The sequence below is a fragment of the Enterobacter sp. C4G1 genome, assembly GCF_052886895.1.
Genome location: NZ_JBQVVV010000001.1, coordinates 2,343,043 through 2,355,407, shown reverse-complemented (window position 1 = coordinate 2,355,407; position 12,365 = coordinate 2,343,043). Strand labels below are relative to the sequence as shown.

Here is a 12,365-nt window from a genome sequence, read left to right as displayed (position 1 = left end):
TGTCCCCTACTCATAATCAGCGTTAAACTTGATGCTCTTACACATCAAATAGCAGGTATTTAGCGTGTTACAACTACTTTTAGCCGTTTTTATTGGTGGTGGTACAGGGAGCGTTGCGCGATGGTTCTTAAGTATGCGGTTTAATCCCATGCATCAGGCGATCCCCATGGGTACGCTTACTGCTAACCTGATTGGCGCATTTATCATTGGTATGGGGCTCGCCTGGTTCAACCGAATGACGCATATCGACCCGGTGTGGAAGGTTTTGATCACCACCGGTTTCTGTGGCGGTCTGACAACATTCTCTACTTTCTCTGCCGAGGTGGTGTTCCTGTTCCAGGAAGGCCGATTCACCTGGGCATTGACGAACATTGCAATCAACATGCTGGGTTCGTTTGCGATGACGGCTATCGCATTTTGGTTATTTTCCTCAGCCAGCCCGCAGTAACGTCGGGAGCGTTAATGTTGGCTTAACTTTTCTCTGTCACTCTGGTTGCAATACTGAACGAGGGTGACGGAATGAAAGACAGTTTGATGAGCGCAGGAATGGTGTTGCTGAGCGTGTTGATCATCGCCAGCTTCCTGAAAATCTATTTTCTTGGCTGATTCAAAACGAAAAAAAACCCGCTCAGGGAGCGGGTTTTGAAATTCTTGCTGACGCGTCTGAATTACAGAGCGATTACGTTAGCAGCAGAAGGGCCTTTGGCACCGTTAGTGATTTCAAACTCAACGCGCTGACCTTCAGCCAGGGTTTTGAAACCATTAGTCTGGATTGCAGAGAAGTGTACGAACACGTCTTTGCTGCCATCTTCTGGAGTAATGAAACCGAATCCTTTGGACTCATTAAACCACTTAACGTTACCTTTAATCTTAGACATCAAAATTACCTTTACATTAAAAAACGACACAAATGCTGTGTCGGGTATCAGTACAACAATTGTGGGACGTTTTGTCCAGCGGATCTTTGATAAAAAGTGACAAAAGTCGCGTTAATTTTCACTGAAGGATTTTTATCCTTTACGATTCAAAGACAGTACACTTTTTCACCAGCACGTAAAGTTTTTTCAGTTAAAACTGAAAACGCATCCACGCGAAGTAAACGTTACCGTTGTTATAAGTTCCTGGAATATACGTCATCTGGAACGTTGCAGGACCGTAACCAATGGACGCCAGTGGCAAGATCACCGGAATAGGGATGTAATTCCAGTTATCGCGCGCAGTGACCGCAGCGGTGTAGCCCAGACCCACGTGGAAGTTATCGTCTGCTAATGGTCGCCAGGTTTTCTCCCAACCGTAGCCGCCAATCGGTTCCCACTTGTTAAAGGAATCTTTAAAGGCCATCAGGTAGATGCCGTGCCAGTTCCCTTTTTCGTCCCAGCGCGACTGGCCAAAACCAGCCCCCCACGGACGTTCGTTGTATTTGTCTGTTTTTTCTTTGTCATACGCAAAACGTGCGTGCCACGTTATGGTCGGAATATAAAGATCATAGTGCTCTGGCTCCTTCCAGGTTTGTGCGACGTTATCCGTAAAAGTTGAGAACCAACCTTTATCCGTCGCGCTTTCTTCTGCCATGGCACCAGAAGAAAATGTTAACAACCCAAAAATAAACAATAAAATCAAGGAAAAATTATTTCGTACGATCACAATGCAATTACCATTCTTAGTATTCGGGGCAAAGTTTACCATAGAATAGTTGAATGGTGACTTAACGACATCAGCGTTATTCCTAATTAATGCCACTTATTCTGGGAATATTCCGAAGTTACATTATCCCGTATGCCTGAATAAGCGCATACAGGATGCATATTTAACGTCGATGTAACAACTTATAAAGTGCAGGAATAACCAGCATTGACAGCAACGGCGCAGTTACCATGCCACCTATCATAGGAGCTGCGATGCGTTGCATCACCTCCGAACCGCTGCCGCCTCCCCACATAATGGGTAGCAACCCCGCCATGATAGTGGCAACTGTCATCACTTTCGGGCGGACTCGAAGCACCGCACCTTCATGGATAGCGCGCATCACCATAGCACTCCCGCCGTCAGGCTCCCGCAGACGATACTTATCCAGCGCATGATTTAAATAGAGGACCATTATTACCCCGAATTCCGCCGCGACACCGGAAAGTGCTATAAATCCTACCGCCCCCGCCACTGACAGATTATATTCAAGCAGCCACAGCAACCACACCCCCCCAATAAGTGCAAAAGGTAATGTCCCCATTATTATCAGGACATCTGACACGCGTTTAAAGGTTAGCCAGAGCAGTATAAATATAATCATGAGGGTAACTGGCAGGACTATTTTTAGCTTTGCCGTTGCCCGCTCAAGATATTCGAATTGCCCGGACCAGGAGAGCGACACCCCCTGCGGTAAAACGACCTGCTCCGCCACCCGCTTTTGCATTTCATCTACCGCTGACTTCAGATCACGCCCGCGCAAATCGACATAAATCCAGTTAGACAGTCGCGCATTTTCGCTTTTTAACATTGGCGGTCCTTCCGTCACCACAATATCCGCCAGCTCGCCAAGCGCAATCTGGCTACCGTTCGCGGCAATCACGGGTAAGAGGCGCAATTTATCCACATTATCGCGAAGGTCTCGTGGATAACGCAGGTTAATGGGATAACGTTCACGTCCCTGAATGACTTCTCCAATGTTATCGCCCCCCACTAACGTAGAGACCATACTTTGCAGTTCATCGACGGACACGCCATATCGCGCAGCCTTTTGCCTGTCGATACGAATATCCACATAGCGCCCGCCAGCCAGGCGTTCCGCCAGGGCCGAGGTGACGCCAGGCACCTGCTTCACCACCTGTTCAATCTGCTGGGCGACCCGCTCGATATCCACGATATTATTGCCGTTCACCTTTATGCCTACCGGGCTTTTTATCCCGGTGGCCAGCATATCCAGCCGGTTACGGATAGGCGGCACCCACACGTTAGCAATTCCGGGTACGGACACCGTTTTGTCCAGCTCCTCTACCAGTTTTTGCGTTGTCATTCCGTGGCGCCACTGAGCGCGGGGTTTAAAGTGGATGGTCGTTTCCAGCATGGTGAGCGGTGCCGGATCGGTTGCCGATTCCGCCCTTCCGGCCTTACCAAATACGCTTTCCACTTCCGGCACGCTTTTAATCAACCGGTCTGTTTGCTGCAATAACCGCGATGCTTCCCGGGCGGAAATCCCCGGTAACGTGGATGGCATGTACAGCAAATCCCCTTCATCCAGAGGCGGCATAAACTCACTTCCCAGCCGGCTTAGCGGCCAGAGGGTCGCCACTAAAAGCGCAAACGCCAGCATCAGTGTGGTTTTCGGAAACGAGAGCACCTTATCCAGCAAAGGTTCATACAAGCGAATCAGTACCCGGTTGATGGGGTTGGCTTTTTCGTCAGGGATCTTGCCGCGAATAAAATAGCCCATCAGCACCGGCACCAGGGTAATGCCAAGGCCTGCCGCCACCGCCATTGACCAGGTTTTGGTAAATGCCAACGGGGAAAACATTCGCCCCTCCTGCGCCTCAAGCGAAAACACCGGAATGAACGACAAGGTGATGATAAGCAGACTACAAAACAGCGCCGGACCAACTTCCACGGCGGCACGCTCCGCAAGGTGCCAGTAATCCCCGGACGACGGTGTTTTATCCGGGTTATCATGTCGCCATTGCTCCAGCACTTTATGCATGTTTTCAATCATGACAATCGCGGCATCGACCATCGCCCCGATAGCAATGGCGATCCCGCCAAGCGACATGATGTTCGCGTTGATCCCCTGATAGTGCATCACCACGAATGCCCCCAGGATCCCCAGCGGCAAAGAGACAATAGCCACCAGCGCCGAACGGAAATGGAATAAAAACAGCGCACAAACCACCACCACGACCGCAAACTCTTCAAGCAACTTATGCGTCAGCGTCTTAACCGACTCTTCAATCAGGGTTGAGCGGTCATAGACCGGTACAATTTCCACACCCTCTGGCAACGTTTTCTGCAATTCACTGAGCTTTGCTTTCACCGCGTGAATGGTGTCCAGCGCATTCTGCCCATAGCGCATCACGACCACGCCCCCGGCAACCTCACCCTCACCATTCAGTTCCGCCACACCCCGGCGGATCTCCGGGCCAAATCCAATGGTCGCAACGTCTTTTAACAGGACAGGCACACCGTCCCGGCTGGTGATCACCACGTTGCGAAAATCATCCAGCGACCGCAAATAGCCGGTGGTTCGCACCATATATTCGGCCTCTCCCATTTCCAGCAATGCGCCGCCACCCTCTTTGTTAGCAGCCTGTACCGCGCTGGAGAGCTGGCTGTGCGTAATGTTCAGCGCGCGCATCCTGGCAGGATCGGCGACAATCTGGTACTGGCGCACCATCCCGCCAATGCTGGCGACTTCCGACACGTTCGGCACGGTTTTAAGTTCAAACTTCAGCGTCCAGTCCTGGATAGCTCGCAGGTCTGCCAGACTGTGTTTTCCAGTGCGATCGACAAGAGCGTACTCGTAAATCCAGCCAACCCCGGTGGCGTCTGGCCCCAGCGAGACTTTAACCCCCGCCGGAAATTGCGACTGCACCTGGCTTAAATACTCCAGTACACGGGAGCGAGCCCAGTACAAATCCGTGCCATCTTCAAACAGCACGTAGACATAGGCATCACCAAACATGGAAAAGCCGCGCACCGTTTTAGCCCCAGGCACAGAGAGCATCGAGGTGGTCAGCGGCCAGGTGACCTGATCCTCTATCACCTGCGGCGCTTTGCCGGGATAGCTCGCTTTGACGATAACCTGCACATCAGAGAGATCGGGAAGTGCATCCAGCGGCGCACGCTGCACCGCCCACCAGCCCCACCCGGCCATGATCAGCGCAGCCAGGATCACCAGCAGACGGTTACGTAAGGAGGCACGAATCACCGCAGCAATCATTGGGTCACCTCCGGCATCACGCTGCGCAGATTCGCTTCTGAATCAATCAGGAACTGACCAGAGGTGACAACTTCATCCCCCGCTTTCAGGCCCGATGTGATCTCCGTCCAGCCCTGGGCAGTCAACCCTGTTTTGACATTGACCGGGCGGAAATAACCGTCCCCGGTAGCCAGCAGCAGACGTGTAGATTCCCCGCTGTTGATGACCGCTTCTTCAGGTACGGCAAGGGCTGGCGGACGTTGTGCTGCCTGGGCGCGCGATACGCTGAGATACATTCCGGGTTTTAATTTCTGCCCGGCGTTGTTCAGCACGATGCGTGCTTTCAGGGTGCGCGTGGTGGTTTCCATCTGCGGGAGTAGCTCACTGACCGTGCCGTGGAATTGCTCGCCCGGCCAGCTCTGTGTCGTGGCAACCACTTCAGTGCCCACACTCAGGGATTGCGCCTGCGTTTGCGGGTAGTCAATAACCAGCCACACCGGGTCAAGACTGGCGATTTCGAACAGCGGGGCCGTTGCCGTAATCTGCGCACCCTCGCGCACATCCAGCTTAACGACATATCCTGCTTTCGCCGCCCGAAGTGTCAGCGTGGTTTGCGGTTTGCCGCTTCGTTCCAGCGCCCGGATCACCTCCTCCGGCATAAATTGCAGCGCCAGTCGCTCACGTGCGGCGCGTGTCAACCCGGCGTCACCAAGCTGACGGACGGCCAGATACTCCTGTTGTGCGGTAGTCCATTGTGGGATCCAGAGCTGCGCCAGCGCTTCATTGGCTTTCACCTGCTGCTGTGGGGCGTTGACATACAACTGTTTCACCACGCCGTTGGCGGGCGCCGAAACCACGGTCACCCCCCGTTCATCCGTTGATACCGTGGCAAAAGCGGAGAATGGGACATTCAGCTGATGTAGCTGCGCTTTCGTTGTCTTCATGCCCAGGTTTTGTTGCTGCTGCGCACTGATCCCAACACCGGACGCAGCCTTTTCTTCATCTGCATAGCGCGGCACCAACTGCATATCCATAAAGGGTGATTTCCCGGGCTTATCAAAACGCTGTCCGGGCATCATGGGATCGTACCAGTAAAGCACTTTACGCTCAGTGGGCTGCGACTGCGCCACAGGTTGATGAGACTGCTTTTGCCCCACAAAATACCCGCCCCCGGCCGCCACTAACACCGCAATCGCAACTGCGGATAAGGTCGTTGTTTTCATTTTGCCAGCTCCTGTGGGATCAGCCATTGGATCGCCGCCCAGTTCCGCGCCATCTCGCGCTCCGCCTGATTCGCCGCGAGTTCCGTATCCAGTACGCTTCGGCGCGCCTCCAGTAATGCAGGCAGCTCTGACTGCCCCGAACGATATTGCGCCGTCATCACCTCCAGCCGTTGGCGCTGTAACGGGAGGATCTCCTCGCTCTGGCGCTGCCATAAGGTTTGCGCCGCCTGATACTGCGCCACCAGCGACTGCACCTGCGCGATATGCTCACGTTTAATCAGCGTGAGTTGGTCTACCGCCTGCATCGACCGGGAGACATCAGCGGCATAATCTTTGTCCTGCCTTTTGGACTGGAAGATCGGTAAATCAACGCTGAACATGACCCCTGCCATATCGTCATACCCTTCAGCACGATGGGCGTAGAACACCTCAACATCCACGTCAGGTATGGCGGCGATGGCCGATTGTGCAGAACGGGCTTTCGCGGTGTCGGCCTCCCGTCGGGCGGCTTCCACTTCCGGGTGTTGGACTATCCCCTCTTCCAGCGTTTTTTCATCGGCGGGGAGCCGCTGGTAACGTGGCAAAGGCCCGCTCACATCGGTGATTGATTGCCCCGTCAGCTGAAACAGGCGGCTTTGTGCCAGTTGCACATCGCGCTGAGCAAGCGTCTCTTTATCGCGCATTGCGCTCAGGGTCATTTGCAGCGCCAGTACGCTGTCTGGCGTAGAACTGCCCGCCCCTACGCTTGCCTTTTGCACACCGCGCTGACGCCCGGTTTCGCTGACCAGCGCTTTCGCTTTTTTCAGCGCCTGCTGCGTTAACGCCAGTTCGAGCCAGGCCTGAGCGGTATCACGCTGAAGTACCGCGCGGATAGCCTCCCCTTTTGCCAGCACGCCTCGTGCCTGCGCCTGGAAGGTTTGCGCTTTACGTTCGCGTTTTTCAGAACTGACATAGCTCTGCATGATGCCAATTTTTTGCATGGTCATGCCTTCACGCGTCAGACGCCTGTCGTTGTTCCCCTGTACTGGCACGTTTTCAATACCAAACTTCAGTTTGGGGTCGGGTAGTTGGGTCGCGGAATCCGCCATCGCATCCAGCGCCTGTGCTTCATTACGGCTGGCAGATAGCTCCGCGGAATAGCGTTGCGCTTCGGTCAGGGTTTGGTCGAGCGTCCACGGCTCTGCCTGTACGGCTGAGCTGAGTAACCCGAACATCACCCCACCGAGCCATAGGCCCAGTGTGTGTTGTTTCATGAAGTCCTCGCTTAGCGCTGTGGTGTCAGCGAGACGATCTGAAACCCGTCACCTGAACGTTCAAGGATGAACGTCACCCGATCGCCGGGTTTCGCACCATTGAGCACGGCACCGGATGACAAGGTAAATGGCATCGTCATGGCAGGCCATTTCAGTTCAGGAATGGCGTCATGTTCGAGAGTGACAGACTGGGCGGAAAACGCCTGGACAACGCCATGGCCTTGCCAGCGTTGTGCAGTCGGAGTGGTTACCTCATTCGCCTGGACGGCAAAAGAAGAAAAAGAGACGGACGCGCCAAGCAGCGCGGAAAGAAATAAAGCACGCATGATAAAGCTCCTGTTAAACGTAAATTAAAATAAAATCAACGAATTAACAGGTTTTTATTCTCTGAACCGGCAAAAAAGAATGGTTGCCGGTGGCCCCACAGCGGGAGGGGTGATTGACCACGCAGACGGGCTTACATCCGTACATTCCGGCGTGTTCAGGGTAAGGGTCATAGTGGCAGGTAGCGCCACCAGTTGAGGATGAGCAGGATCTTTTGGTGCCTGATCGGGCACACAGTGTTTTTCACACAGCGGCGAAACATCAGCGGTATGAACAGGGCCAGGTTTAGCCATCATATCCATATGCTGAATTGCCGCGACGTTACCCCGAAGGTCGATAGAACAATCGTGAGAGGCAACAGCAACCTGACTCTGGATCAACAGCCAGCCAAAGGCTATCAAAAACATCAGCAGATGTTTTTTGAAAAAGCGCAGGCGATAAGTCCAGCTGGCGTGCATATCGGCGTCATCAGGTTGAAAAAAGTGCTGAGAGTATATGCAGGGAAAAGAAAGAATAGAAAGTGCTTTTAAAGAGATTTACGTTCTTTATCAATCCCCTGATAAATAGCCCCAAATGCATTAACACTTCAATATCATTTATATGACATATAATAATGATTCATTGAGTCAATAACCCCATGATGCAAATGATAGGGTAATGGCAAAATATCGTTACTCTCTCCTTTAGTAGTATATTTATTGATTTTAATCAGCAATGACAGGCCATTAATTCGGCACATTTCATCCTTCTTTTTTTATTGATTATTTGTGCTCTCGGGCAGCAGGGATACAGGGGAAACCATGCTTACGTTTATTGAGCTCCTTATCGGAGTCGTCGTCATTGTCGGTGTAGCCCGCTACATCATTAAAGGCTACTCAGCCACTGGGGTCTTGTTTGTCGGCGGTCTGACGCTGCTCATTATTAGCGCCTTACTGGGCCATAAAGTCTTACCCGCCAGCGAAACCAGTACGGGCTATACCGCGACCGACATTGTCGAATACATTAAAATTCTGCTCATGAGCCGTGGCGGCGACCTGGGTATGATGATCATGATGCTGTGCGGTTTTGCGGCATTTATGACCCACATCGGCGCGAACGACATGGTCGTTAAGCTGGCATCCCGGCCGTTGAAATTCATCAACTCCCCATACCTGCTGATGATCGCCGCTTATTTCCTGGCCTGCCTGATGTCACTGGCCGTCTCGTCTGCCACAGGTCTTGGCGTGCTATTAATGGCGACACTGTTCCCCATCATGGTCAACGTGGGGATCAGCCGTGGCGCGGCTGCTGCTATTTGCGCCTCTCCGGCGGCCATTATTCTTTCACCAACTTCCGGTGATGTGGTGCTGGCAGCAAAAGCCGCTGAAATGTCGCTGATCGATTTTGCGTTTAAAACCACGCTGCCTATCTCGATTGCCGCCATTATTGCCATGGCGATTGCCCACTTTTTCTGGCAGCGCTATCTCGACAAAAAAGAGAACATCAGCCACGAAATGCTGGATGTGGGTGAGATCACCACTACCGCACCAACCTTTTACGCCATCCTGCCCTTTACACCGATTATTGGCGTGCTGATTTTTGACGGCAAATGGGGTCCACAGCTGCATATCATTACGATCCTGGTTATCTGCATCCTGCTGGCGGCGATGCTGGAATTTGTGCGTGGCTTCAATACTCAGAAGGTGTTTTCCGGGCTGGAAGTGGCCTACCGCGGTATGGCGGATGCCTTTGCAGGTGTAGTAATGCTGCTGGTGGCTGCTGGCGTGTTTGCTCAGGGGCTGAGCACCATCGGCTTTATCCAGAGCCTGATCTCCATTGCCACCTCCTTCGGCTCTGCCAGCATTATCCTGATGCTGGTGCTGGTAATTCTGACCATGCTGGCTGCAATGACCACCGGTTCTGGTAATGCACCGTTCTACGCTTTTGTTGAGATGATCCCTAAACTGGCGCACTCCTCCGGTATCAACCCGGCTTATCTTTCCATTCCGATGTTGCAGGCATCCAACCTGGGCCGCACCATTTCTCCGGTTTCCGGTGTGGTGGTTGCCGTTGCCGGGATGGCAAAAATATCACCGTTTGAAGTGGTGAAACGTACCTCTGTTCCCGTTCTTGTTGGCCTGATCGTGGTCATCATTGCAACCGAAGTGCTGGTGCCTGGCACAGCGGTGGGATAAGTTACTCACCTGCAAAAAGCGCCTGCGGGCGCTTTTTGTGCTTTAATAACTTCCAGAAATAATCCGTTTTCAATCATTCAGGAATTCAAATGTTCAGGAAGGATATTGTTTTTCCGTCTGGCGCTATGGCGCTTGCACTCTGCGTTTTCTCCGCACAGGCAGAACCTCTTAAGGCAACGCAGTACGGGGATTTCGATCGCTACGTTCTGGCGCTCTCCTGGCAAACCGGGTTTTGTCAGAGCATGGTCGAGCGCAACCGTAACGAACCGGACGAGTGTCGCCTGCAAAAAGAGAGCAAGACCAAAACCGATTTCCTGACCGTGCACGGTCTGTGGCCTGGCCTGCCAAAATCCATTGCCTCGCGCGGGGTGGATGAACGCCGCTGGATGCGTTTTGGCTGCGCCACTCGCCCGATCCCCAACATGCCGGAAGTGAAAGCCAGCCGTAAATGTTCAGCCGCCGAAACCGGGTTATCCCTGTCGGGCGCAGCAAAACTCAACAGCGTGATGCCGGGAGCCGGTGGTAACTCTTGTCTTGAGCGCTACGAATATGCCAAACATGGCGTCTGCTTTGGCTTCGACCCCGATGCCTATTTCGGCACCATGGTGCGGATGAATCAGGAAGTGAAAAGCAGCCCGCTGGGGCAATTCCTGGCCAATAACTACGGGAAAACCGTTAAGCGTAGCGATTTTGATGATGCCGTCGGCAAAGGATGGGGGAAAGAGAGTATCAAAGCCATCAAACTGACCTGTAACGGTAATCCGGCCTATCTCACTGAATTGCAGCTCTCGCTGAACGCCGACACCATTAACAATCCGCTTTCAGCGACCTCTTTTGCCGCGCAGCCACATCCCGGTAACTGCGGTAAGCAATTCGTTATCGATAAAGTCGGTTACTGACCTGCCCCCGGGCGCACCATATCAAACCGGTGCTCGTCGCTAATGGCATAATAGGCCGTCGGCCCACCCGCTCGCAGTATTGGACGGGCTTTGGCGGTCTGGTAAATCCCCTCTTCCAGTAGCGATTCCTGAATATGGATCCCGACAACTTCCCCCAACACCAGCCAGGTTTCTATTGGCGACCCATCGGCCCCCGTCAGCTGAATGCACTGTGAAAGGCGGCACTCGAAATTCACCGGGCTTTCTGCCACGCGAGGTGCCTTAACCAGCTTGCTCTCGGCGGTCTTTAACCCGGCAAAGGCAAACTCATTTTCACCTTGCGGCAGCATTGCAGAGGTTTCATTCATTGCATGCGCCAGATCCAGCGTTGCAAGGTTCCAGACAAACTCACCCGTTTCGACAATATTACGCACGCTGTCTTTCCAGCCATTGCTGGAAAACCCAATGATCGGCGGGCGATAGTTAAAGCAGTTGAAGAAACTATAAGGTGCAAGATTTGGCCGCCCCTCTTTGTCACAGGAGGCGATCCAGCCAATCGGGCGCGGGCCAACGATAGCATTCAGCGGGTCATGCGGCAGGCCGTGCCCCTGAGAAGGTTCATAGAAGTACATAGTTATCTCTGGTGGATAGGGCGTACACGAATTACGCTTCGCTCATTGCCCTGTTTCAGGACAATCAGCGTAACGCAATCCGCCAGAAATTAAGACTGAATAAATTTCAGCAAATCGTCGTTAATCTGGTGCTTATGGGTGGTACAGATACCGTGTGAGCCACCCGCATACACCTTGAGTTGCGCATCAGGCAGGAGCTCCGCCGCCACCCGTCCACAGGTATCGATCGGTACGATTTGATCATCATCACCGTGAATGACCAGCGTCGGGATGGCCATCTTTTTCAGATCGCCACGCAGGTCGGTTTCCGAAAAGGCTTTAATACAGTCGTACAGTGCCTTAATAGAACCCTGCAGCCCCTGCTCAACAAAGCTTTCACGTACCGCTTTTGACTCTTTCGCGCCCGGGCGGTTATAACCGTAAAACGCGGCGGTCAGCTCGTAGAAGAATGCCGCACGATCGTTAACCACGCCTTCCCGAATACCATCAAAGACCTCTTTCGGCACCCCATTCGGGTTGAAATCGGTTTTGATCATAATCGGTGTAACAGCGCCAATCAGCACGGCTTTCGCCACGCGCTGTGTGCCATGACGGCCAATATAGCGCGCCACTTCCCCACCGCCTGTTGAATGACCCACATGCACCGCATCTTTCAGATTAAGATGCGCCGTCAGTTCAGCCAAATCGTCAGCGTATTGATCCATATTATGCCCGTCCCAAGGCTGTGCCGAGCGGCCATGACCACGTCGGTCATGCGCAATCACACGAAATCCTTTTGACCCCAGAAACAACATTTGATCTTCAAAGGCATCAGCCGTCAGCGGCCAGCCGTGACTGAACACGATGGGTTGCCCACTTCCCCAGTCTTTAAAATGCAAATAACTGCCGTCTTTCAAGGTAAGTTTGTCGTAATCGCTCATGAGATCTCCTTAACGGAACACTGAATGCGGATAGTCGCCGAATAAGGGCGCTTAAAAA

12 protein-coding genes are annotated in these 12,365 nt (G+C 53.0%); 3 read left to right on the top strand and 9 right to left on the bottom strand.

Annotated elements, in window-relative coordinates; all coding sequences use genetic code 11:
- The first annotated feature begins 64 nt into the window (after positions 1-64).
- Positions 65-448 (top strand): fluoride efflux transporter CrcB, encoded by a 384-nt coding sequence (crcB, locus tag ACT9TW_RS11285; protein WP_446492414.1) that lies wholly within the window; start codon positions 65-67, stop codon positions 446-448.
- 220 nt (positions 449-668) lie between these two features.
- Here the strand turns inward: crcB and cspE are convergent, their stop codons facing one another.
- The 7 genes from cspE to ACT9TW_RS11250 form a co-directional block, all read right to left on the bottom strand.
- Entirely contained in the window at positions 669-878 is a 210-nt protein-coding gene (gene cspE, locus ACT9TW_RS11280) for a transcription antiterminator/RNA stability regulator CspE (RefSeq protein ID WP_000034825.1), read from the bottom strand.
- A 190-nt stretch (positions 879-1,068) separates the two neighbouring features.
- Entirely contained in the window at positions 1,069-1,644 is a 576-nt protein-coding gene (pagP, locus tag ACT9TW_RS11275; protein WP_446492413.1) for a lipid IV(A) palmitoyltransferase PagP, read from the bottom strand.
- Positions 1,645-1,807: 163 nt separating this feature from the next.
- On the bottom strand, positions 1,808-4,924 hold the full coding sequence (locus ACT9TW_RS11270) for an efflux RND transporter permease subunit (protein WP_446492412.1): 3,117 nt from the start codon (positions 4,922-4,924) through the stop codon (positions 1,808-1,810).
- Positions 4,921-6,126 (bottom strand): efflux RND transporter periplasmic adaptor subunit, encoded by a 1,206-nt coding sequence (locus ACT9TW_RS11265; RefSeq protein WP_315688112.1) that lies wholly within the window; start codon positions 6,124-6,126, stop codon positions 4,921-4,923. The genes ACT9TW_RS11270 and ACT9TW_RS11265 overlap by 4 nt, the downstream gene beginning before the upstream one ends.
- Entirely contained in the window at positions 6,123-7,379 is a 1,257-nt protein-coding gene (locus ACT9TW_RS11260; RefSeq protein WP_182060005.1) for a TolC family protein, read from the bottom strand. Before ACT9TW_RS11260 ends, ACT9TW_RS11265 begins: the two co-directional genes overlap by 4 nt.
- 11 nt (positions 7,380-7,390) lie before the next feature.
- Positions 7,391-7,705, bottom strand: coding sequence for a copper-binding protein (locus tag ACT9TW_RS11255; RefSeq protein WP_182060004.1), 315 nt, complete (start codon positions 7,703-7,705; stop codon positions 7,391-7,393).
- 54 nt (positions 7,706-7,759) lie between these two features.
- The gene (locus ACT9TW_RS11250; RefSeq protein WP_446492411.1) at positions 7,760-8,161 is read right to left on the bottom strand and encodes a hypothetical protein; all 402 of its coding nucleotides are present in this window, start codon (positions 8,159-8,161) and stop codon (positions 7,760-7,762) included.
- A gap of 342 nt (positions 8,162-8,503) precedes the next feature.
- Here ACT9TW_RS11250 and dcuC point away from each other — a divergent pair, with 342 nt between their 5' ends.
- Both dcuC and rna read left to right on the top strand, forming a co-directional pair.
- Positions 8,504-9,877 (top strand): anaerobic C4-dicarboxylate transporter DcuC, encoded by a 1,374-nt coding sequence (gene dcuC, locus ACT9TW_RS11245; RefSeq protein WP_182060002.1) that lies wholly within the window; start codon positions 8,504-8,506, stop codon positions 9,875-9,877.
- A gap of 89 nt (positions 9,878-9,966) precedes the next feature.
- Positions 9,967-10,776 carry a ribonuclease I gene (gene rna / locus ACT9TW_RS11240; protein WP_446492410.1) on the top strand — a complete coding sequence of 270 codons (810 nt, stop codon included), beginning with the start codon at positions 9,967-9,969 and terminating at the stop codon, positions 10,774-10,776.
- On the opposite strand, the gene ACT9TW_RS11235 is transcribed toward rna, so the two are convergent.
- Both ACT9TW_RS11235 and ACT9TW_RS11230 read right to left on the bottom strand, forming a co-directional pair.
- Entirely contained in the window at positions 10,770-11,387 is a 618-nt protein-coding gene (locus ACT9TW_RS11235; RefSeq protein WP_446492409.1) for a flavin reductase family protein, read from the bottom strand. The genes rna and ACT9TW_RS11235 overlap by 7 nt on opposite strands.
- 89 nt (positions 11,388-11,476) lie before the next feature.
- Positions 11,477-12,307 (bottom strand): alpha/beta fold hydrolase, encoded by an 831-nt coding sequence (locus ACT9TW_RS11230; protein WP_446492408.1) that lies wholly within the window; start codon positions 12,305-12,307, stop codon positions 11,477-11,479.
- Positions 12,308-12,365 lie beyond the last annotated feature (58 nt).